This window comes from Streptomyces mashuensis (assembly GCF_014654785.1).
Taxonomy (GTDB): domain Bacteria; phylum Actinomycetota; class Actinomycetes; order Streptomycetales; family Streptomycetaceae; genus Streptomyces; species Streptomyces mashuensis.
Genome location: NZ_BNBD01000002.1, coordinates 812,833 through 833,996 on the forward strand (window position 1 = coordinate 812,833; position 21,164 = coordinate 833,996).

The following is a 21,164-nucleotide window of genomic DNA, read 5'->3' on the forward strand; positions in this document are numbered from 1 at the left end:
TCAGTGGCCGGAGGTGGCCTTCAGGCCGGTCACGGCGACGAGCAGCAGCACGATGAAGAAGATGCGCGCGGCTGTCGCGGGCTCGCCCAGCAGGACGATGCCCAGCACGGCCGCGCCCGCCGCGCCGATGCCGACCCAGACGCCGTAGGCGGTGCCGATCGGCAGGGTGCGGGCGGCCCGCGAGAGCAGCAGCATGCTGGCGGCGATGCCCGCGACGGTGAAGACGCTGGGCCACAGGCGGGTGAAGCCCTCGGTGTACTTCATGCCGACCGACCAGCCGACTTCGAGCAGGCCGGCGAGGGCGAGCAGGATCCATGCCATGACGGCACCTCCGGTGAGAGTGGTTCTCGTGGGGGTGCGTCGTCTTGTCCTGACCCGGTACGGCGCGTCTCGTCGGGAGCCCGGAAGGGCGGGGGTCGGATCAAAGGTACAGGCCGGTGGAGTCCTCCGAGCCCTCCAGGCGCTCGGCGGCCACAGCGTGCAGGTCGCGCTCGCGCATCAGCACGTAGGCGACGCCGCGGACCTCGACCTCGGCCCGGTCCTCCGGGTCGTAGAGCACCCGGTCGCCCGGCTCCACCGTGCGCACGCTCTGCCCGACCGCCACGACCTCGGCCCAGGCCAGCCGGCGCCCGACCGCGGCGGTCGCCGGGATGACGATGCCGCCGGTGGACCTGCGCTCGCCTTCGGGGATGTCGGTCCGGACCAGTACGCGGTCGTGGAGCATCCGGATGGGCAGCTTGTCGTGGCTGGTGTTCGTCGTCACGCCACGACGGTACCCGCCCCGGCGGGACGCCGAGGCCACCGGGCCCCGCTCAGGACTTGCGGCGGCGGGCCACCGTCAGCAGGCCGACCACGCCGACGGCGACCATCGCCACCGGCACGATGCGGTCGAGGCGGGGCGCCCCGTGCTCGTCCACGAAGCGGGAGCGCACCTCGGTGACGACGCGGTTCGCCGCCACGTAGGCGCGCCCGGCCGTCTGGTCGACCTTGGAGGCGACCTTCGCCTTCGCGTCGCCGATGATCGTCTGCGGGTGCATCCGCACGCCGATCTCGTCGAGCACCACGGCGAGCTCCTGCCGCCGGCGGGCGATGTCCGCCTCGATCTGCGCAGGGGTCCTGGCTTCCGCCACCGCGCTGCCTCCGTCTCGTCGGTCAATCATGCTGAAGGGTGATGACCCCAGTCTGTCAGCCGCCCGGGGCTCACGCCCCGCGGCACCCCCGTTCCACGCTCTGGCTACCCTCGGGACCGTCATCCCAGACCCCCGTAAGGAGAGCAGAGCCCATGAGCGAGCGACTGCAGCCGGGCGACACCGCCCCCGCCTTCACCCTGCCCGACGCGGACGGCAACCCGGTCTCGCTCGCGGACCGCCGGGGCCGCAAGGTCATCGTCTACTTCTACCCCGCCGCGCTGACGCCCGGCTGCACCAAGCAGGCGTGCGACTTCACCGACAACCTCGACTTCCTCGCCGGGCACGGCTACGACGTCATCGGCGTCTCCCCGGACAAGCCGGAGAAGCTGGCGAAGTTCCGCGACAAGGAGGCGCTGAAGGTCACCCTCGTCGGCGACCCCGAGAAGAAGGTGCTGGAGGCGTACGGCGCCTTCGGCGAGAAGAAGCTCTACGGCAAGGTGGTGCAGGGCGTGATCCGCTCCACCGTGATCGTGGACGAGGAGGGCAAGGTCGAGCGCGCCCTGTACAACGTCAAGGCCACCGGCCACGTCGCCAGGATCATCAAGGATCTGGGGCTCTGAGCCGCTGACCGGCGCGGGCTAGACGGCCGCGCCCCGGCACACCGGCCGCTCGTCCTCGGGCACGTCCTCGGCCTCCGGCAGGTCGAGGACGGCCTGGGCGCCGCCGCCCTCCGCGTTGCCGAACCGCAGCGTCGCGCCCAGCACCGCCGCCTGGCCCACGGCGATCGTCAGGCCCAGGCCGTGGCCCGTGCCGCGCTCGGGCGCGGCTGTACGGAAGCGGCGCGGCCCCTGGTCGACGAGGCCGGGCGGGAAGCCGTCGCCGTGGTCGCGCACCACGATGCGGGTGCCGTCCACGGTGATCTCGATCGGCGGCCGGCCGTGCTTGGCGGCGTTGGCCAGCAGGTTGACCAGAATGCGCTCCACGCGGCGCGCGTCGGTCGCCACGATCCGGCCGTCGCCGACGACCTCGACCGCCACGTCGGCCACGCCCCGCTGGCCCCGCGCCCGCCCCACGATGCCGCGCACCAGCGCCGGCAGCTCCACGGCGTCCAGCTGGGCGCTCTCCACGCCCGCGTCGAGCCGGGAGACCTCCAGGAGGTCCTCCACCAGCGCGCGCAGCGTCTGGGCGCGCTCCTGGACCATCTCCACGGCGCGCGGGTGCGGCAGCAGCTCCGCGGAGGCCACCAGGCCCGCCACGGGGGTGCGCAGCTCGTGGGCGACGTCGGCGGTGAACTGGCGCTCGGCCGACACCCGGGCGGCCAGCGAGGTGGCCATGTGGTGCACCGAGCGGCCCAGCTCGGCCACCTCGTCCCGGCCGCCGCTGTCCAGCGCCCCGGCGTCCGGGGCCTCGCCGGCGGCGATCCGCCGGGCCGCCGCGGCGCTCAGCCGCAGCCGCCGCGACAGGCTCTGCGCCACGAACCACGCCACCACCGCCATCAGCGCCACCGTCGCCGCGCCGGCCACCACCAGGGCCTTGTCCAGCGCCGTCTGCAGCGGGTCGCGGTCGGGGTAGGAGGCCGAGATGGACAGCACCCTGCCGTCGCCGACGCCGGTGGCCGCCCACACGCGCGGGTCCTCGCCCCCGCTGATGTACGTGCCCGACTGGCCCCTGGCCACGGCCTGGGCGAGGGGGAACGGCAGCGTGGAGTCGTCGAGCTCGGCGCCCAGCGCCAGCGTCCCGTCGCGCTGGTAGATCTGGAGCGCGGAGCTCAGCAGCCCGTCCTGGTAGGCGAGCGCCTGCCGGTCGCGTTCCATCCCGGAGATGTGGTGCACCGCCACCCCGAGCACCACGACGGCCAGGGCGGTGACGAACGAGATGGCCAGCGCGATGCGGCCGCGGATGCCCATCACGCGATCGTCAGCACCTCACGGTGCTCCCCGGTGGGAGTGGCACCCGTGTAGACGACCTCCAGGGCGGTGAACGCCACCAGGCCGTCGACGCGCTTGGGCCCGAACAGCCGCAGCCGCGCCGGGAACGCCTTGCCGGCGGCGGCGCCCGCCGCCCGGCTGGAGACCTGCACCACGCCGCTGCCGGCGGCGCCGTCGGCCGCGTAGTCGTCCCACTGGATGCCGCTGGCCACCCGGCCGGCCGTGGAGCAGTCGAGGGTGATGATGGTGGGCTCCAGCACCGGCTCGCCCACGCCGCAGTCCCGCACGCCGGGCAGCTCGCGCGCCGAGGCGTCCTCGATCTCGGCCTGCGCCTCCTGCCCGGCCGCCTTCGACTTCTGCGCGGCGGCGGTCTTCGGCGCCTTGTCGACGACGCTCGCCCGGTCGGTGGCGTCGCCCAGCCAGTACCCGCCGAACACGAGCACGGCCGCCCCCGCCACAATCGCCCCAGCGGTGCGCAGGCCGCCCCGCAGGGCGCCGGCTCGGTCGGTCATCGGCTTCTTCCTCGCTCACGGCCGGGTGGGTCGGTAGGGACGGAAAAGGGGAGGAGGCCGCGCGTCCGGGCGGCACACCCGTGCTGTCCCGCCCTGAGTGACGGTTAATCGGCGCTCCGCGTTCCCGTTCCTCCCGTGATCTCCCCTACGTGGCGGCCAAGTGGCCGTCGCGGGGCCCGTCGTACGGGACGGTGGGGCCCAACTGCCGCGGCGGGGCCAGTACGATGGCGGTGTCGCGCGGCCGTGATGGAATTGGCAGTCATGCTGGGTTTAGGTCCCAGTGGGGTAACACCCGTGAGGGTTCGAGTCCCTCCGGCCGCACAGCGTGCAGAAGGGGCCTCCCGCCGGGCGGGAGGCCCCTTCTTTTCGTGTGCGTCAGCCCAGCAGCTCGCGCACCACGGGCACCAGCGCGCGGAACGCCTTGCCGCGGTGGCTGATGGCGTTCTTCTCGTCCGGGGTCAGCTCCGCGCAGGTGCGGCTCTCGCCCAGGGGCTGGAGGACCGGGTCGTAGCCGAAGCCGCCGCTGCCGGCGGGCTCCCGGCGCAGCGTGCCCTCCAGGCGGCCCTCGACGACGCGCTCGGTGCCGTCGGGCAGGGCGAGGGCGGCGGCGCAGGCGAAGTGGGCGGCGCGGTGCTCGTCGGCGATGTCGGAGAGCTGGGCGAGCAGCAGGTCCAGGTTGGCCTTGTCGTCGCCGTGGCGGCCGGCCCAGCGGGCCGAGAAGATGCCGGGGGCGCCGCCGAGGACGTCCACGCACAGGCCGGAGTCGTCGGCGACGGCCGGGTGGCCGGTGGCGCGGGCCAGGGCGTGGGCCTTGAGGAGGGCGTTCTCGGCGAAGGTGACGCCGGTCTCCTTGACGTCGGGGATCTCGGGGTACGCGTCGGCGCCCACGAGCTCGACGTCGAGTCCGGCACCGGCCAGGATCGCGCGCAGCTCGGTGACCTTGTTGGCGTTGCGGGTGGCGAGGATCAGTCGCTTCGTCATGGTGATGTCCGTGGGTCAGCCGAGGGTGCGGGCGAGGGCCTCGCGCTGGGCGGCGTCCAGGGAGGAGCAGCCGGCGACGGCGAGGTCGAGCATGGCGGAGAGCTCGTCGCGGGCGAAGGGCTGAGCCTCGGCGGTGCCCTGGACCTCGACGAAGCGGCCGTCGCCGGTGCAGACGACGTTCATGTCGGTCTCGGCGCGCACGTCCTCCTCGTAGCAGAGGTCGAGCAGCGGCACGCCGTCGACGATGCCGACGCTGACGGCGGCGACGCTGCCGGTGAGCGGCTTGCGGCCGTGCTTGATGAGCTTCTTGCCCTGGGCCCAGGCGATGGCGTCGGCGAGGGCGACGTAGGCGCCGGTGATGGCGGCGGTGCGGGTGCCGCCGTCGGCCTGGAGGACGTCGCAGTCCAGGACGACGGTGTTCTCGCCGAGGGCCTTGAAGTCGACGACGGCGCGCAGCGAGCGGCCGACGAGGCGGGAGATCTCGTGGGTGCGGCCGCCGATCTTGCCGCGGACGGACTCGCGGTCGCCGCGGGTGTTGGTGGAGCGCGGCAGCATGGCGTACTCGGCGGTGACCCAGCCCTCGCCGGTGCCCTTGCGCCAGCGCGGGACGCCCTCGGTGAAGCTGGCCGTGCAGAAGACCTTGGTGTCGCCGAAGGAGACGAGGACGGAGCCTTCGGCGTGCTTGCTCCAGCCGCGCTGGATGGTCACGGGGCGGAGCTGGTCGGGGGTACGGCCGTCGATGCGAGACATGGCCCCGAGCCTATCGCCCATGGCGAAGGGCCCCGTTCCGGTTGCCCGGAAGGGGCCCTTCGCGCTAGGCCGTGCCTGTGAGCCGGGGGCTCCGGCTCACATCATGTCCTCGATGTCGGCGGCGACCGGGTCGGCGTCGGTGCCGATGACGACCTGGATGGCGGTGCCCATCTTCACGACGCCGTGGGCGCCGGCGGCCTTGAGGGCGGCCTCGTCGACCAGGGAGGCGTCCTTGACCTCGGTGCGGAGGCGGGTGATGCAGCCCTCGACCTCCTCAATGTTGTCGATGCCGCCGAGGCCGGCGACGATCTTCTCAGCCTTGCTGGCCATGTGCACTCCTGGTTGTCTCGGCCTTCCGGCGTTCCGCCGACCGGCTTCACACGGTATTCCACGTTCAGCCCAACTATGTGGGCGTTCGTCCGCCATCTCACGCAGGATGGCGACCACCCGGCAACCGCGTTCCGGGCGGCCCACGACGCACCACAAGTGGTCTACACCAGTATGCCAGTCGCCGGGAGGACGCCGATGAGCTCCACCGCCGCCGCGGCACCGCGCCGCCGGAGGCTGCACGGGCTGTTCCAGGGGCTGCAGAAGATGGGCCGCAGCCTCCAGCTGCCCATCGCGGTGCTGCCCGCGGCGGGCATCCTCAACCGGCTCGGGCAGCCCGACGTCTTCGGCAAGGACGGGCTGGGCTGGACGGACGTCGCGAAGGTGATGGCCGGCGCGGGCGGGGCGCTGCTGGACTCCTCGCTGGGCCTGCCGCTGCTGTTCGCCGTCGGGGTGGCCATCGGCATGGCCAAGAAGTCCGACGGCTCCACGGCGCTCGCGGCCGTGACGGGCTTCCTCGTCTACTACGCGGTGCTGCACCAGTTCCCCGAGCCGTGCCCGGCCGGCGCCCGGCACACCGCGCTGGGGCTGCTCAACGGGGTCTGCGTCACCGCCGCCGGGCAGCCGGCGGCGGCCTCGTACCAGAACCCGGGCGTCTTCGGCGGCATCGTGATGGGCCTGCTGGCCGCCTGGTTCTGGCAGCGCTTCCACCGGGTGCGGCTGGTGGACTGGCTGGGCTTCTTCAACGGCCGCCGGCTGGTGCCCATCATCATGGCGTTCGTCGCCATCGCCTTCGCCGCGCTGTGCCTGTGGGTGTGGCCGCCGGTGGGCCGCGGGCTGACGAGCTTCAGCAGGTGGCTCGTGGACATCGGCTCCACCGGCTCCGGCATCTTCGGCGTGGCCAACCGGGCGCTGCTGGTGGTGGGGCTGCACCAGTTCCTCAACGTCTTCGTGTGGTTCCAGTTCGGCGACTACACCAAGCCGGACGGGACGGTGGTGCACGGCGACATCAACCGCTTCCTGGCCGGCGACCCGACGGCGGGCCAGTTCACCAGCGGCTTCTTCCCGATCATGATGTTCGCGCTGCCCGCCGCGGCGCTGGCGATCACGCACTGCGCCCGGCCGGAGCGGCGCAAGGTGGTGGGCGGGCTGATGCTCTCGGTGGGGCTGACCTCGCTGGTCACGGGCATCACCGAGCCCGTCGAGTACTCGTTCCTCTTCATCGCCCCGGCGCTGTACGCGGTGCACGCGCTGCTGACGGGCGTGTCGATGGCGGTCACATGGGGGCTGGGCGTGCACGACGGCTTCAGCTTCTCGGCCGGGCTGATCGACTACGTCATCAACTGGGGGCTGGCCACGCGACCGTGGCTGATCATTCCGGTCGGGGCGGCCTTCGCCCTCGTCTACTACGCGGTCTTCCGCTTCGCCATCACCTTCTTCGACCTCGCCACACCCGGCCGGGAGCCGGAGGAGGAGGCCGCGGAGAGCGAGAAGCAGAACGTGCAGTGAACGGCCGGTGACGGCGCGGGACGGGGCCCGGGGCGGCTTCACGACGCTCTTACGCCTGTGAGCCGGACCACTCGGAACGATGGATTCCTTGATACCGGGCTTACGTGCTACAACAGGTCTAAACCACTTGTGGTGTAGACCAAATGCGGGCCGTCCAGCTTCCCCCGAGCGCCCGCCTCACCTGGAGGAATCCGATGAGTACGGCAGCCAAGGCGGCGAAGGCGGCGCCTGAAGAGGCACCGGCGAAGGAAAAGAAGAAGCCCGGCGCCGGAGCGATGGCCGTGGCCCAGCGTATCGGCCGCAGCCTCATGCTGCCCGTCGCCGTGCTGCCCGCCGCCGCCCTGCTCGTCCGCCTCGGCAACGACGACATGCTGGGCCGGAAGAACTTCCCCGAGGTGATCACGAAGATCGCCGGCTACATGGCGGCCGGCGGCAACGCCCTCCTGGGCAACATGGCCCTGCTGTTCGCCGTGGGCGTCGCCATCGGCTTCGCCAAGAAGTCCGACGGCTCCACGGCCCTGGCCGCCGTCACCGGCTACCTGGTCTTCAAGAACGTCCTCGCCACGTTCACCGACAGCAACCTGCCGAAGGTCGCCAAGGTCGTCGACGGAAAGATCGTCATGACCGACGCCGCCGTCGACGCGGGCGTGCTCGGCGGCGTCGTCATGGGCATCGTGGTCGCCCTCCTCTACCAGCGCTACCACCGCAAGAAGCTGCCCGAGTGGCTCGGCTTCTTCGGCGGCCGCCGCCTGGTGCCGATCCTCGCCGCGTTCGCCGGCCTCGTCATCGGCATCGTCTTCGGCCTGATCTGGCCCGTCCTCGGCACCGGCCTGCACAACTTCGGCGAGTGGCTGGTCGGCTCCGGCGCCGTCGGCGCCGGCATCTTCGGCCTCTTCAACCGCGCGCTGATCCCCGTCGGCATGCACCACCTGCTCAACTCGTTCCCGTGGCTCCAGGCCGGCGAGTACAAGGACAAGCACGGCGACATCGCCCGCTTCCTGGCCGGCGACCCGTCGGCGGGCCAGTTCATGACCGGCTTCTTCCCGATCATGATGTTCGCGCTGCCCGCCGCCTGCCTCGCGATCGTGCACTGCGCCCGGCCCGAGAACCGCAAGCTCGTCGCCGGCATGATGGGCTCCCTCGCCCTGACCGCGTTCGTCACCGGCGTCACCGAGCCGATCGAGTTCACGTTCATGTTCATCGCGCCGGTCCTGTACGCGATCCACGCGGTGCTCACCGGTGTCTCGCTCGCCCTGACCTGGGCGCTCGGCATGAAGGACGGCTTCGGCTTCTCCGCCGGCGTCATCGACTTCCTGCTGAACCTCGGCATCGCCACCAAGCCGTGGCTGCTCGTCCTGGTGGGCCTGTGCTTCGCCGCCGTGTACTACGCGGTCTTCCGGTTCGCCATCCTGAAGTTCAACATCCCCACCCCGGGCCGCGAGCCCGAGGAGGAGACCGAGGCCGCCACCAAGGCGTGACCCCGCACGGCGAGGGCCCCGGAACCGCAATGGTTCCGGGGCCCTCGCCGTTCCCGTACGGGCCCTACGGGTCCCGTAAGGGGCGTCAGAGCTCGTACACCGCGCCCGCGCGGGCCAGTTCCGCCGGGCCGTCGTACACCGAGCGCGCGTCGCGCAGGTTCGTCAGCGGGTCGGTCCACGGCGGGATGTGCGTGAGCACCAGCCGCCCCGCCCCCGCGCGCGCCGCGCACTCGCCGGCCTGCACCCCATTGAGGTGCAGCCCCGGGATGTCCTCCTTGCCGTGCGTGAACGACGCCTCGCACAGCAGCAGGTCCGTGCCCGCGGCCAGCTCCTCCAGCGCCGCGCACGGACCCGTGTCGCCCGAGTAGACCAGCGACGCACCACCGTGCTCCACCCGGAACGCGAACGACTCCACCGGGTGGTCGACGCGGGCCGCACGCACCGTGAACGGGCCCACCTCCACCGGCCCCGGCACGAGCGTGCGGAAGTCGAACACCTCACCCATGCACGCGTCGTCCGGCACGTCGCCGTACGCCGTCAGCAGCCGCTCCTCCGTGCCCTCCGGCCCGTACACGGGCACCGCGCCGGCCCGCCCGCCGTCGTGCCGGTAGTAACGGGCGACGAAGTAGCCGCACATGTCGATGCAGTGGTCCGGGTGCAGATGCGTGAGGAACACGGCGTCGAGGTCGTAGAGGCCCGTGTGGCGCTGGAGCGCGCCCAGGGCGCCGTTGCCCATGTCCAGGAGGATCCGGAAGCCGTCGGCCTCCACCAGATAGCTCGAGCAGGCCGATTCCGCGGACGGGAAGGAGCCCGAGCATCCGATGACGGTGAGCTTCATGCGGGCCTGAACCTCCGTGGGCCGGGTACGGGGCGCCGTGCGGTGGAGTCGAGGGTAAGGCGAGATGGGCGCGAGGACTCCTCCGAGAGGGTGGCGTGTGGGCGGAATCACCAGGACGGACCTGAGCCCCGGCACGGACGTGCGCGGGCCCCGCCGCACACCGGTGGTGCACGTCGGGGCCCGTCGGCCTGCGGCGGAACGCGGCTACACCGGCCGGTGCTTCTCCGCGCGGTCCAGCGTGTCCATGAAGCGCTGGAAGCGCTCGGCCGACTCCTTGCTGCCGGCGGTCACCGTGAACACCTCCGGCGACATGAACGCCGCCAGCCGCTCACGCGTCTCGGGAGCGAGCGCCTCCCAGGCCTCACGATCCAGCCGTGACTGCGCCGCAGCTTCCGCACTGCCAGTTTCCATTGTTGAGTTGCCTCATGTCCGAAGATCCACATGCGGGACAGTTCATGTGCGTCTCCTACGGGATGATGTCAGCCGCTCCCCAACATCGGTAGGGGAAGTTCACCCGTGCGCCGGGGCCGGGGCCGCCAGGACCCCTAGGCCCAGAGCTGCCCGTGCAGCGCGGCCACCGCTTCCTCCGTGGTGGGGGCCGTGTACACCCCGGTGGACAGGTACTTCCAGCCGCCGTCGGCGACGATGAAGACGATGTCGGCGCTCTCCCCGGCGCGTTCGGCCTTCCGGGCGACGCCGAGCGCGGCGTGCAGCACGGCACCGGTCGACACCCCGGCGAAGATGCCCTCCTCGGACAGCAGTTCGCGGGTGCGACGGACCGCGTCCTCGGACCCCACCGAATAGCGGGTGGAGAGCACGGACGCGTCGTAGAGCTCGGGCACGAACCCCTCGTCGAGGTTGCGCAGGCCGTAGACCAGGTCGTCGTACCGCGGCTCGGCGGCCACGATCGTCACGTCCGGCTTGTGTTCGCGAAGGTAACGGCCGACGCCCATGAGGGTGCCCGTGGTGCCGAGGCCCGCGACGAAATGGGTGATCTCCGGGAGATCGGCCAGGATCTCCGGGCCGGTGCCGGCGTAGTGCGCACCGGCGTTGTCGGGGTTCCCGTACTGGTAGAGCATCACCCAGTCCGGGTGGCGCTCCGCCAGCTCCTTGGCGACCCGTACGGCCGTGTTGGAGCCGCCGGCCGCCGGGGAGGGCACGATCTCGGCGCCCCACATGGCGAGCAGCTGCTTCCGCTCCTCGCTGGTGTTCTCCGGCATCACGCACACCATGCGGTAGCCCTTGAGCCGGGCCGCCATGGCCAGGGAGATGCCGGTGTTGCCGGAGGTGGGCTCCAGGATCGTACAGCCCGGGGTGAGCCGGCCGGCCTTCTCGGCCTGCTCGATCATGTGCAGCGCCGGGCGGTCCTTGACGGAGCCGGTCGGGTTGCGGTCCTCCAGCTTCGCCCAGACGCGGACCGCGGCGGACGGCGACAGGCGCGGCAGGCGCACCAGCGGGGTGTTGCCCACCGCGGCCAGGGGGCTGTCGTAGCGCACGGCCCTGCCGCTCAGGCCGCGCCGCCGGCCACGGCCGGGAGGATGGTGACGTTGTCGCCGTCGCCCAGCTCGGTGCCCAGCCCGGCGAGGAAGCGGACGTCCTCGTCGTTGACGTAGACGTTCACGAAGCGGCGGAGCTCGCCGGAGTCGTCGACCAGGCGCTCGCGGATGCCCGGGTGACGGCTCTCCAGGTCCTCGAAGAGCGCGCCGATCGTGGCGCCGCTGCCCGCGACCGCCTTCTGGCCGTCCGTGTACGTGCGGAGGATGGTCGGAATGCGGACCTCGATGGCCATGGTGTGCTCCTGCCTGCTGGTGTGCGGTGCGCGGTGTACGTGGCGCGTGGCGCCGCCCCGCGGGGAGTCCCCGCCGGGATCAACGGTGGGGGCAGCGTATCGATTCCCCGTACGGGTCCCGGAGCCCCGTACGGCTCGGCCCCTACGGCCCGTACGGCCCCTACGGCTCAGTACGCGTCGACGACGCGGACGTCCTCCTCGGTGACCTCGCCGGCCACGATGCGGAAGGACCGGAACTGGAAGGGGCCGGCGCCGTCGGTGTCGGCGGTGGAGACGAGCACGTAGTGCGCGCCCGGCTCGTTGGCGTAGGTGAGGTCGGTGCGCGAGGGGTACGCCTCGGTCGCCGTGTGCGAGTGGTAGATGATCACCGGCTCCTCGTCGCGGTCGTCCATCTCGCGGTACAGCCGGAGCAGGTCCTGCGAGTCGAACTCGTAGAACGTGGGCGACCGGGCCGCGTTGAGCATGGGGACGAACCGCTCGGGGCGGTCGCTGCCCGCCGGCCCGGCCACGACTCCGCACGCCTCGTCGGGGTGGTCGGCGCGGGCGTGCGCCACGATCTTGTCGTAGAGGTCCTGGGTCAGGGTCAGCATGCGCAAAGAATAGGCAGCCGGGACGAGGCCGGACACGGCCTCTTGTTGCGGGGGGATGAAATCCCGCTGTGCGCCCGGTGCCCACGACGCGGAGGGCCCGCCCGTACCGTGCGGTACGGGCGGGCCCTCCGGGTGGGGGGTGCGGTGTGGCCGTCAGGCCGCCGGGCCGGTCGTGTCGGCGTGGACCGGCAGGTCGCGGCGGGCGAACGCCTCGGGGTTGCGGCGCTTGAGGACGAAGTAGGAGATCACCATGATCGCGGCCCAGCCGGGCGCGAAGTACAGCGACACCCGGGCGTCCTCGTCGATGCCCATGAGGACGAACACCGCGCCGATGAAGGCCAGGCCGAAGATGCTCGTCCACGGCGCACCGGGGGCGCGGAACGTGGAGCGCGGCAGCAGGCCCTTGTCGGCCAGGCGGCGGTAGCGCAGGTGCGAGGCGAGGATCATCACCCAGGCCCAGAGGCCGGAGATGGTGGCGAAGGAGACGACGTAGTTGAAGGCGTCGCCCGGCCACTGGTAGTTGATCCAGACACCGACCAGCATCAGCGCGGCGGAGACGGTGGTGCCGCGCAGCGGCAGGCCCTTCTTCGACAGCTGGGCGAAGAACTTCGGGCCCTGGCCGTTGAGCGCGAGGTCGCGCAGCATGCGGCCGGTGGAGTACATGCCGGAGTTGCAGGACGACAGCGCCGCCGTGAGGACGACGAAGTTGACGATGCCCGCGCCGGCCGGCAGGCCGATGCGCTGGAAGGCGGCCACGAAGGGGCTCTCGCCGGCCTTGAAGTTCGTCCAGCTGATCACCGACATCAGGATGATGAGGGAGCCGACGTAGAAGAGGCCGATGCGCCACGGCACGGTGTTGATCGCCTTGGGCAGGGTCTTCTCGGGGTCCTTCGCCTCGCCGGCGGTGACGCCGACCAGCTCGACCGCCATGAAGGCGAACATCACGATGTGCAGGGTCATCAGCGTGCCGCCGATGCCCTTGGGGAAGAACCCGTCGTGCGACCAGAGCTGGCTGAACGAGGCGGTCTCACCGGCCTCGGAGAAGCCGAGCGTGATGACGCCGATGCCGATCAGGATCATGCCCATGATGGCGGTGACCTTGACCATGGAGAACCAGAACTCCAGCTCGCCGAAGAGCTTCACGGAGATCAGGTTGGCCAGGTAGAGGACGACGGTGAAGCCGAGGGCCGACACCCATTGGGGTATCGACTTGTCCCAGAACTGCACATAGGTGGCCGCCGCGGTGACCTCGGTCATGCCGGTGACGACCCAGAAGAGCCAGTACGTCCATCCGGTGACGTAACCGAAGAACGGCCCGAGGAACTCGCGGGCGTACTCGGAGAAGGAGCCCGAGACCGGGCGGTACATGAGCAGCTCGCCGAGCGCTCGCATGATGAAGAAGATGACCAGGCCGGCTATGGCATAACCCAGGATCAGCGACGGCCCGGCCTTGGATATGGCCTTGCCCGCGCCCAGGAACAGGCCGGTGCCGATGGCGCCACCAATGGCGATCATCTGGATCTGTCGGTTGCCCAGCCCCCGCTGGTAACCCTCGGAAGCTTCCTTGCCGCTTCCGTCCCGCGCCGCGTCCTCGACTGCGGTGCGGTCGGCGACCTGCTCAGAGGTCATGGTGGTGCGCCTTTCTCCATACCGGTCCGTATCACCGGACCGGGTTCCGATCCCCCCGGATGGAGTCCTGCAAGTGCCGACGGTCGGTCGGCTCAGCGCTCCCGCCGCGACAGGGGTGGCGTCGCGGAGGCAGGTCGGCAAGATGTATCACGGGTGAACGGGTGATCGTCCGGGCGCACCCGAGGACTTTGTGGCGCACGCCACAACTAAATCAGGACAAAATGCATAACGGCTACTAATAGCCGCCACCACAGTGATTCGATCGTTATCCGGACTTGAGCGTCCGCTGAGGATCGAGGCGCATGTCCGGACTCCGGACATGACACCGTCCGCTTGTCCGGATAACGGACGACGGTCGGGTGTCGTTCCGGCGCAGGTCAGGCCATCAGCGCTTCCACGAGGGTCTCCTGGAGCCCCCCGAGCCAGAGGTAGGCCATGACCATGGGCTTGCGCGCGTCGTCGTCCGGCAGCCCGTACAGCTGCCCGCTGTCGTCCTCGTCGCCGATCTCCAGCCGGGCGGCGATCGTCAGCCGCAGGTCGTTCAGCGTCCCGATCCACTGCCGGCAGTCCTCGGGGGCCAGCCGCAGCACGGCCGCGTCGTCGCCCGCGACGGTCAGCGCGTCCAGCGACCGCACCACGCCCAGGGCGTCCTGGCGCTTGCGCTCGCGCAGGTCGTTCTCCGTGTAGCGGCGGAACTCGGCCGCGTACGCCCGCTCCCGCTGGTCCTGCTCGGTGCCGGGCGCGCCGTAGGCGTCGGGGAAGAGCCGGGCCAGGGCCGGGTCGGAGGGCGGCTCGCTGGGGCCCTCGGCGAAGAGCCGGTCGAGCGGGTCCACGGACTCCGGGCCGTGCGTCTCCCCCGGCCCGATGAGCTCCAGGAGCTGCACCGCCAGGCTGCGGAGGATGGAGACCTCGACCTCGTCCAGGGCAACGGCCGCCCCGCCGCCGGGAAGCGGCTCGAAGTGCCCGGCCATCAACGGTCCTGCGAGAGGGTCGCCCAGAGCCCGTACCCGTGCATCGCCTGCACGTCGCGCTCCATCTCCTCACGGCTGCCGCTGGAGACCGTCGCGCGGCCCTTGTGGTGGACGTCGAGCATCAGCCGGTGCGCCTTGTCCCTGGAGTAGCCGAAGTACGTCTGGAAAACGTAGGTCACATAACTCATGAGGTTGACGGGGTCGTTGTGCACCAGCGTCACCCAGGGGACGTCCGGCTCGGCCACCGCGTACGGCGACTCACCCGTTTCGGGTCGTTCGATCTCGACCGGTGCAACACTCACGCTTCCATGCTGCCACTCGGCACCCCGCCCCGCGCAAACGGGCCCCCCTCCGGCGAGCCCGCAGAGGTCCGCAGAAAGCCCCGGGGGGAAATCGTCACTCTGACGAGTAGCGGGGGTAGCATCACCACATGAACACTGCGGACCTGGGACTCCCGGTGACAGTGCCGTCGACGGCCCTCTTCACCGACCGGTACGAGCTGACGATGCTGCAGGGCGCGCTGCGGTCCGGGACCGCCGACCGCCGCTGCGTCTTCGAGGTCTTCACCCGCCGGCTGCCGGAGGGCCGGCGCTACGGCGTACTGGCGGGCACCGGGCGGGTCCTGGACGCCGTGGAGAACTTCCGCTTCGACAGCGGCGTGCTGGGCTTCCTCGCCGACCAGCGAATCGTGGACGAGGCGACCCTGGAGTGGCTGGCGGACTACCGCTTCCGCGGTGACATCTGGGGCTACCCCGAGGGCGAGGTCTACTTCCCCGGCTCGCCCCTGATGCGGGTGGAGGGCACCTTCGCCGAGGCGGTGCTGCTGGAGACGGTGATCCTCTCGATCCTCAACCACGACTCGGCCGTCGCCGCCGCGGCCTCCCGGATGGCCGTCGCGGCCGGCGACCGGCCGCTGATCGAGATGGGCGCCCGCCGCACCCACGAGCTGGCGGCCGTGGCCGCCGCCCGCGCCGCCTACGTCGGCGGCTTCACCTCCACCTCCGACCTCGCCGCCGGCTTCCGCTACAACATCCCGACGGTCGGCACCAGCGCGCACGCGTTCACCCTGTTGCACGACACCGAGCGCGACGCCTTCACGGCGCAGGTCGACTCGCTGGGCGCCGGCACCACGCTGCTCGTGGACACGTACGACGTGGCCGAGGCCGTGCGGATGGCCGTGGAGGTGGCCGGGCCGGGCCTGGGCGCGGTCCGTATCGACTCCGGCGACCTGCTGCTGCTCGCCCACCGGGTCCGGCAGCAGCTGGACGAGCTGGGCGCCAAGGACACCCGCATCGTCGTCACCAGCGACCTGGACGAGTACGCCATCGCCTCGCTGGCCGCCGCGCCGGTGGACGCGTACGGCGTGGGCACCCAGCTGGTGACCGGCAGCGGCCACCCCACCTGCTCCATGGTCTACAAGCTGGTCGCCCGCGCCGAGGGGCCGGGCGCCGACGCGCCGCTGGTGCCGGTGGCGAAGAAGTCGATGGGCGGCAAGGCGTCCCTCGGCGGCCGCAAGTGGGCCGCGCGCCGCGTGGACGCCGACGGTGTGGCCGAGGCCGAGGTCGTGGGCACCGGCGAGGTCCCGGCGGACCTGGTGGACCGGCAGCTGCTGGTGCCGCTGGTGCGCGGGGGCGAGGTCGTGGCCCGCGAGCCCCTGGACGCGCCGCGCGACCGCCACCGCGCGGCGCGCGCGGCGCTCCCGATGTCGGCGACGCAGCTCTCGCGGGGCGAGCCCGTGCTGCCCACCCACTACCTTCCCTGACGGGCCCCTGACAGGCCCCCTCTGCCACCTCCCGCCGTCCCACCGGAGTCACTACCCTCGGTCACACAGGGCTGATCCGCACAGTCGGCCGAGGGACCCCTCACAAAGGATCTGCACCATGCACCGTGCACTGATCATCGTCGACGTGCAGAACGACTTCTGCGAGGGCGGCAGCCTCGCGGTGGCCGGCGGCGCCGACGTGGCCGCGGCCATAACCGACCTCGTCGGCGAGGCGCCCGCCGGGTACGCGCACGTCGTCGCCACGCGCGACATGCACGTCGACCCCGGGGAGCACTTCTCCGACGAGCCCGACTACGAGCGGTCCTGGCCGCGGCACTGCGTGGCGGGCACCGAGGGCAGCGGCTTCCACCCCAACCTGGCGCCGGCCATCACCTCGGGCGCGGTCCAGGCGGTCTTCGACAAGGGCGCGCACGCCGCGGCGTACAGCGCGTTCGAGGGGCGGGACGAGAACGGCACCGCGCTGGCCGACTGGCTGCGCGAGCGGGACGTGACGGACGTGGACGTCGTCGGCATCGCCACCGACCACTGTGTGCGGGCCACCGCCCTGGACGCCCGCCACGAGGGCTTCGCCACGCGCGTCCTGCTCGACCTGACGGCGGGCGTGTCGGCGCACACCACGGAGCAGGCCCTGAAGGAGCTGCGGGCCGCCGGCGTGGAACTGACCGGCCGGCCGGTGGTCCAGGCCGCCTGAGACGGCCGACGGCCCTGACGGTCACCCGTACGGGCGCAGCTGCCGGATGGGGTGCCAGGACTCGGTGTCGACGCCGGGGACGGAGCGCCAGACCAGCCCGTCCGGGTGGTGCAGGACGGCCGTGATCTCGTCGGGGTCCGGGGGTTCGGTGTTGCCGCGCAGGTAGACGGCGCGCAGGCCGAGGTTGCGCAGCCGGGTCAGGGCGCGCTGGCGGTTGGCGGCGTGCACCAGGACGCGTACGCGGCCGCCGGGCGCCGCCGGGGCGACGGGCACGGTCAGCGAGAGCGCGACGACCACGCTGCCGTCGGGGAGCTTGGCGTATCCACCGCCTGCCATGCCTCTCAGACCCCCCTGGCCGGCGGCACGGGTCGTGGCGTCGATAAGACCATCATGAGAGGCATTCTCTGCACGTCCGGCCGGCGCCCGCCAGAGGGCGCCGGCCGGACGGCTGTGAGCTGCGGCTCTTACGGGTGCCCCTTACAGGGACCCGTCCGGTGTCACTTGGCCGGGCCGACCTGGAGGATCATCGTCGAGCCGTCCAGGGCCTGGTGCAGGACGCGGATCCGGGTGTTGGTGTCCGTGACCTTCACACCGCCCGAGGGGTTGGCCGGGTCCTGGTAGGTGTTGCGGTGGTCGTCGAAGACCGGGACGCCGAGCTTGCCCTTGACCTTGGTGGCGACGCCGTCCGAGTGGACGGTGTAGCCCTGCGCCGGGCGCAGGCCGAAGGTCGAGTCGTACGCCTGGAAGCGGTTGCCCATGACCTTGCCGTTGGCCCACTTCTCGGCCTTCGGGTGCGCGTCGATCGGCAGGATGCGGCCGGTGCCCGGGTGGACGCCGACGTTGTTGTCGGGCTGCGAGGTGTCCCACAGCCAGATCAGCAGGCCGCTCTGGTACGGGAAGTGCTCGACCCAGTTGGGACGGGTGCTGCGCCAGCCGAAGTTGTACGGGCCGGCCTTCAGCGTCTTGTCGTACGAGACGTACTGGCGGTTCTCGGCGATGTAGTACTGCGGGTACTCCTTGGTGAAGGAGGCACCGATGCGCGAGAAGCCCTTGGCGGTCCAGCCGTTGTCGCCGTTCTCGGCGCCGTCGGTGAACAGCGCCGCACCGTCGGCGGTGACGGTGATGGCGTCGGCGGTGAAGCCCTTGCCGGAGGTGCCGCCGTCGGTGGCGTAGCGGAAGCGCAGGTCGATCTTCTTGCCGGCGTACGCGTCGAGGTTGTACGACAGCTTCTTGTACGCGCCGGAGACGCCGGTCAGCGCGGGCTTGTCGCCGCCGTCCCGGGTGATGCGCTTGCCGTCGGCGGTGCCGTCGACGGGCGTCCAGTTGTTGCCGCCGTCCGTGGAGACCTCGGCGTAGAGGTAGTCGTAGTTCTCCTCGATGTCCCACCAGCCGGACAGGTCGAGGGCGGCCTTGGACTTCCCCGTGAGGTCCACGCTGCGGGAGAGCGTGTTCTTCAGGTCGTCGCCCTGGCCGGACCACCACTGCTGGGTGCCCTCGGCGGGCTTGACCACGTCGGTGGTGACCTTCTTGGCGGGCAGGTCGACCACGAGGGCCTGCTTGTCACGGGTGTTGTACTCCGCGACGCCCAGCTTGTGCAGGGAGCGGCTGCCGGCCTTGGCCTTGTCGTAGTTGAGCCAGCCGAGCTGCAGCTTGTCCCAGGCGCTCATGTCGCCGGGCAGGTCACCGATGGTGTCCTTGCCCTCGCCGAGCCAGGAGCCGGAGGACATCAGGGACCAGTAGGCGACGGAGGACTCGCCGGTGCCGGTCGTGTCGTACTCGTCGGGGAGGCCGAGGTCGTGGCCGTACTCGTGGGCGAAGACGCCCAGGCCGCCGTTCTCGGGCTGCATGGTGTAGTCGCCGACCCAGAAGCCGGTGTCACCGATCTGCGTGCCGCCGGCCTTGTTGTCCGCGGGGCCGGTCTTGCCGGCGTCGGAGCCGTAGGCGTACCAGCGGTGGGCCCAGATCGCGTCCTTGCCCTGCGCGCCGCCGCCGGCGGACTCGTCCTCGCCGGCGTGCACGATCTGGAAGTGGTCGAGGTAACCGTCCGGCTCGTTGAAGTTGCCGTTGTGGTTGTAGTCGTTGCGGTCCCACTTGTCGTACTGGGCCAGCGTCGCCTTGATGTCCGCGTCGGAGCGGCCGGCGGCCTTCTGGTCCTCGACCCACTTGTTGACCGCGTCCCGGACCAGGTCCCAGGCGCTGGTGCAGTTGGTGGAGCCGCAGTAGTTGGAGCCGTACCGCGCCTCGTTCCAGGGGACCCGGACCCAGTCGGTGACCTGGCCGTCGACCGAGTAGCGGCCCGAGGACTGCTTCTCGTAGTACTTCGCCAGGGACTCCTTGTCCTTGTCGTGCGAGAAGTACAGGTCCTGGAAGTGCTGCCGGTTGTAGTCGGCGGACCAGGCGGTGCTGTTGTCCTTGCTCCGGTCCGGCTTGGGTATCTGGTTGTGCGCCGGGCCGGGCGTGCCGCCGTACTTCACCACGGGCGGCTTCGGGCCGTCGGGACCGTCCGGGTCGTACATGGTGGTGTTGTCCACCTTGTCGCCGAAGTCGACCAGGATGGTGAAGATCTTGTCGGTCTTCTCCCGGCCCAGCTCGACGTACTTGTCCCGGCCCAGCTTCACGACCTTGGAGGCGCCCCGCTGCTCCGCCTTGGCGTCGCCGGAGATCACCTGCTCCAGCGCGGCCTTGCGGCCGTCCTCCTGCTTCTTGCTGAACGGGCCCTTGAGGTCGTGCTCCGCACCCTGCTTGACCTGCGCCGGGTCATGGCGCTCGACGGATGCGGGCCGGTCGGACGGGCCGGTCGTGCCCGCCGCCTGCGCGACCCCTGCCGACAGGGTGCCCGCGCCGAGCGCGGCGACCACAACCGCGATCGCGGCGGGTCGGGCGACCCTCCGTTGGCTGATGTTCACTTGTGAATGTCCTCCCCAGTAAGAACTGTGGAGGTATTTGACCGGAGTGACGCAGGAAAAGACAGATCTTGACTGTGGGCATGACAGCAAGTACGTTATCCGGCCTTTAACTTACGGAAATCGGCCGACAACGGGCGGAAGGCGGGGCTCCCTTGGCGCCCCGGGCACACCCGCGCCCCCGTACGCCCGTTACGATCCCCCCACCGTGGGTTAGGTCACGCTTACCGACGGTTCGGCCCGGGCAGAGAGCACGGTAGAGCCGGCCGGCCGGTACGTGCTGCCCTCAGCCGGCTCGTGCGCCCCCTGCCGCTGCCCCCGCTGCCCCAGGACGGATCCCCATGTCGCGTCCCGCACCCACCCCCGCACAGCTCGCCTGCGGGTCGGCCACCACCGTCGCGTCGGCCCTGGCCATGCTGTTGCTGTCCCGGCCCTCCGGGCCGGCCGTCGCCCTCGTCGCGCTGGGCGCCCTGCTGCTCGGGCTGCTCGTCGCCCTCATGGTGCCGGCACCACGGCGCGGCACACCGGACGCCGCCTCCGCGGCGGGCCGGGCGGCCGGCCGGGCGCGCACGCCCGCGCACGCCGGGGCGGGTGTGCCCGAGCGCTCGCTGCACGGCTGAGCCGGGTTTGCGGGGTCACCCCGCGGTGGAGACCACCACGGTCTTCGCCGCCTTGTCGTGCACGCACTGGTGGTACGGCTCGTCCCACAGGCACCACAGGACGTTCACCAGCCAGAAGACGAAGCCGCAGCACAGCACGACCTCCGGCAGGGAGTAGACCGCGGCGCGCGTCCAGCCCGGCGCGCCCTGCGGGATCGCGCCGTTCTCCAGCATCGCCACACGGATCTTCATGGCCATCTTGCCCACGGTCTGCCCGCGCGTGGAGAGCATCAGGCCCTCGTAGACGAAGTAGACGAGCGCGACGATGATCGACAGCCCCGTCGACTTGTTCTGGTCGTTCCACGGGTCGTAGTGGCCCGCCGCGAACGTGAAGACGATGCTGACCGGCACCGACACGAGCAGCCCGTCGATGATGCGGGCGATCAGCCGCTTGAAGCGGTTGGCGAGCGGCGGCATCCCGGCGAGCGGGTCGCTCGGCGGCCCCCCGTAGGGGGCGCCCGGGTACGGGCCGCCGTGGCCGGGCGGGGGCGGCGACCCGTAAGGGCCACCACCGTACGGACCGCCGCCGTAGGGGCCACCGGGCGGTGTGCCGCCCGGCGGCGGCCCGGTGGGCGGCGGAGGGCCACCGGGCCCGGCAGGGCCGCCGCCGCCCACGGGCCCACCGGCCGGTGGAGGACCACCGGGGTAGGCGCCCGAGGCGGGCGGTGGCGGCTCCTGGGGCTCATCGGTGCTCAT

Annotated in this window: 25 protein-coding genes, 1 tRNA gene and 1 riboswitch; of the genes, 7 read left to right on the forward strand and 19 right to left on the reverse strand. The window is 71.5% G+C overall.

Annotation, left to right across the window (positions count from 1 at the left end; all coding sequences use genetic code 11):
* The 3 genes from IE305_RS08960 to IE305_RS08970 all read right to left on the reverse strand — a co-directional run bounded on the left by IE305_RS08960 (position 1) and on the right by IE305_RS08970 (position 1,130).
* The gene (locus IE305_RS08960) at positions 1-321 is read right to left on the reverse strand and encodes a DMT family transporter (protein ID WP_190128886.1); all 321 of its coding nucleotides are present in this window, start codon (positions 319-321) and stop codon (positions 1-3) included.
* A gap of 33 nt (positions 322-354) precedes the next feature.
* Positions 355-420, reverse strand: a riboswitch (guanidine-III (ykkC-III) riboswitch).
* 1 nt (position 421) lies between these two features.
* Positions 422-724: a GroES family chaperonin gene (locus IE305_RS08965; protein WP_048831771.1), complete on the reverse strand. Its 303-nt coding sequence runs from the start codon at positions 722-724 to the stop codon at positions 422-424.
* Between the two features lie 88 nt (positions 725-812).
* Positions 813-1,130, reverse strand: a complete 318-nt coding sequence (locus IE305_RS08970) for a DUF3618 domain-containing protein (RefSeq protein ID WP_190128887.1) — start codon at positions 1,128-1,130, stop codon at positions 813-815.
* A 152-nt stretch (positions 1,131-1,282) separates the two neighbouring features.
* Here IE305_RS08970 and bcp point away from each other — a divergent pair, with 152 nt between their 5' ends.
* Entirely contained in the window at positions 1,283-1,750 is a 468-nt protein-coding gene (gene bcp, locus IE305_RS08975) for a thioredoxin-dependent thiol peroxidase (RefSeq protein WP_190128888.1), read from the forward strand.
* 18 nt (positions 1,751-1,768) lie between these two features.
* Here the strand turns inward: bcp and IE305_RS08980 are convergent, their stop codons facing one another.
* Both IE305_RS08980 and IE305_RS08985 read right to left on the reverse strand, forming a co-directional pair.
* Positions 1,769-3,037: a sensor histidine kinase gene (locus tag IE305_RS08980; RefSeq protein WP_190128889.1), complete on the reverse strand. Its 1,269-nt coding sequence runs from the start codon at positions 3,035-3,037 to the stop codon at positions 1,769-1,771.
* Positions 3,037-3,570: a hypothetical protein gene (locus tag IE305_RS08985; RefSeq protein ID WP_190128890.1), complete on the reverse strand. Its 534-nt coding sequence runs from the start codon at positions 3,568-3,570 to the stop codon at positions 3,037-3,039. Before IE305_RS08985 ends, IE305_RS08980 begins: the two co-directional genes overlap by 1 nt.
* A gap of 237 nt (positions 3,571-3,807) precedes the next feature.
* On the opposite strand from IE305_RS08985, the gene IE305_RS08990 reads away from it, so the two are divergent.
* Positions 3,808-3,891 (forward strand) — tRNA-Leu (locus tag IE305_RS08990).
* 54 nt (positions 3,892-3,945) lie between these two features.
* On the opposite strand, the gene rdgB is transcribed toward IE305_RS08990, so the two are convergent.
* The 3 genes from rdgB to IE305_RS09005 form a co-directional block, all read right to left on the reverse strand.
* Positions 3,946-4,551: an RdgB/HAM1 family non-canonical purine NTP pyrophosphatase gene (gene rdgB / locus IE305_RS08995; protein ID WP_190128891.1), complete on the reverse strand. Its 606-nt coding sequence runs from the start codon at positions 4,549-4,551 to the stop codon at positions 3,946-3,948.
* A gap of 15 nt (positions 4,552-4,566) precedes the next feature.
* Complete coding sequence (gene rph, locus IE305_RS09000; RefSeq protein ID WP_190128892.1) at positions 4,567-5,301, reverse strand: ribonuclease PH; 735 nt, start codon at positions 5,299-5,301, stop codon at positions 4,567-4,569.
* A gap of 96 nt (positions 5,302-5,397) precedes the next feature.
* A complete protein-coding gene (locus IE305_RS09005) occupies positions 5,398-5,631 on the reverse strand; it encodes a PTS sugar transporter subunit IIB (protein WP_190128893.1) in 234 nt (77 codons plus the stop codon).
* A gap of 195 nt (positions 5,632-5,826) precedes the next feature.
* On the opposite strand from IE305_RS09005, the gene IE305_RS09010 reads away from it, so the two are divergent.
* Together IE305_RS09010 and IE305_RS09015 are read left to right on the forward strand one after the other, a co-directional pair.
* Positions 5,827-7,137: a PTS transporter subunit EIIC gene (locus IE305_RS09010; protein WP_190128894.1), complete on the forward strand. Its 1,311-nt coding sequence runs from the start codon at positions 5,827-5,829 to the stop codon at positions 7,135-7,137.
* Between the two features lie 194 nt (positions 7,138-7,331).
* Positions 7,332-8,615, forward strand: coding sequence for a PTS transporter subunit EIIC (locus IE305_RS09015; protein WP_190128895.1), 1,284 nt, complete (start codon positions 7,332-7,334; stop codon positions 8,613-8,615).
* 85 nt (positions 8,616-8,700) lie between these two features.
* Here the strand turns inward: IE305_RS09015 and IE305_RS09020 are convergent, their stop codons facing one another.
* The 8 genes from IE305_RS09020 to clpS form a co-directional block, all read right to left on the reverse strand.
* Positions 8,701-9,453, reverse strand: a complete 753-nt coding sequence (locus tag IE305_RS09020) for an MBL fold metallo-hydrolase (RefSeq protein ID WP_190128896.1) — start codon at positions 9,451-9,453, stop codon at positions 8,701-8,703.
* 361 nt (positions 9,454-9,814) lie between these two features.
* Positions 9,815-9,910 carry a transposase gene (locus tag IE305_RS33740; protein ID WP_190128897.1) on the reverse strand — a complete coding sequence of 32 codons (96 nt, stop codon included), beginning with the start codon at positions 9,908-9,910 and terminating at the stop codon, positions 9,815-9,817.
* 88 nt (positions 9,911-9,998) lie between these two features.
* Positions 9,999-10,949, reverse strand: coding sequence for a PLP-dependent cysteine synthase family protein (locus IE305_RS09030; protein ID WP_190128898.1), 951 nt, complete (start codon positions 10,947-10,949; stop codon positions 9,999-10,001).
* An 11-nt stretch (positions 10,950-10,960) separates the two neighbouring features.
* Complete coding sequence (locus IE305_RS09035) at positions 10,961-11,242, reverse strand: MoaD/ThiS family protein (RefSeq protein WP_190128899.1); 282 nt, start codon at positions 11,240-11,242, stop codon at positions 10,961-10,963.
* Between the two features lie 167 nt (positions 11,243-11,409).
* Complete coding sequence (locus IE305_RS09040) at positions 11,410-11,832, reverse strand: M67 family metallopeptidase (RefSeq protein WP_190128900.1); 423 nt, start codon at positions 11,830-11,832, stop codon at positions 11,410-11,412.
* A 153-nt stretch (positions 11,833-11,985) separates the two neighbouring features.
* Positions 11,986-13,461: an amino acid permease gene (locus tag IE305_RS09045; protein ID WP_190128901.1), complete on the reverse strand. Its 1,476-nt coding sequence runs from the start codon at positions 13,459-13,461 to the stop codon at positions 11,986-11,988.
* 377 nt (positions 13,462-13,838) lie between these two features.
* Positions 13,839-14,432, reverse strand: coding sequence for a DUF2017 domain-containing protein (locus IE305_RS09050; RefSeq protein WP_190128902.1), 594 nt, complete (start codon positions 14,430-14,432; stop codon positions 13,839-13,841).
* Positions 14,432-14,734, reverse strand: coding sequence for an ATP-dependent Clp protease adapter ClpS (gene clpS, locus IE305_RS09055; RefSeq protein ID WP_190128903.1), 303 nt, complete (start codon positions 14,732-14,734; stop codon positions 14,432-14,434). The genes IE305_RS09050 and clpS overlap by 1 nt, the downstream gene beginning before the upstream one ends.
* Before the next feature lie 128 nt (positions 14,735-14,862).
* Between clpS and IE305_RS09060 the strand changes: the two genes are divergently transcribed.
* Entirely contained in the window at positions 14,863-16,194 is a 1,332-nt protein-coding gene (locus tag IE305_RS09060; RefSeq protein ID WP_190128904.1) for a nicotinate phosphoribosyltransferase, read from the forward strand.
* Positions 16,195-16,312: 118 nt separating this feature from the next.
* Positions 16,313-16,906, forward strand: coding sequence for an isochorismatase family protein (locus tag IE305_RS09065; RefSeq protein ID WP_190128905.1), 594 nt, complete (start codon positions 16,313-16,315; stop codon positions 16,904-16,906).
* Positions 16,907-16,927: 21 nt separating this feature from the next.
* Here IE305_RS09065 and IE305_RS09070 read toward each other — a convergent pair whose 3' ends face one another.
* Together IE305_RS09070 and IE305_RS09075 are read right to left on the reverse strand one after the other, a co-directional pair.
* Complete coding sequence (locus IE305_RS09070) at positions 16,928-17,242, reverse strand: hypothetical protein (protein WP_190128906.1); 315 nt, start codon at positions 17,240-17,242, stop codon at positions 16,928-16,930.
* 161 nt (positions 17,243-17,403) lie between these two features.
* Positions 17,404-19,812 (reverse strand): immune inhibitor A domain-containing protein, encoded by a 2,409-nt coding sequence (locus IE305_RS09075; RefSeq protein WP_190128907.1) that lies wholly within the window; start codon positions 19,810-19,812, stop codon positions 17,404-17,406.
* A 338-nt stretch (positions 19,813-20,150) separates the two neighbouring features.
* On the opposite strand from IE305_RS09075, the gene IE305_RS09080 reads away from it, so the two are divergent.
* Entirely contained in the window at positions 20,151-20,429 is a 279-nt protein-coding gene (locus IE305_RS09080) for a hypothetical protein (protein ID WP_190128908.1), read from the forward strand.
* 15 nt (positions 20,430-20,444) lie between these two features.
* Here IE305_RS09080 and IE305_RS09085 read toward each other — a convergent pair whose 3' ends face one another.
* Complete coding sequence (locus IE305_RS09085; protein WP_190128909.1) at positions 20,445-21,164, reverse strand: RDD family protein; 720 nt, start codon at positions 21,162-21,164, stop codon at positions 20,445-20,447.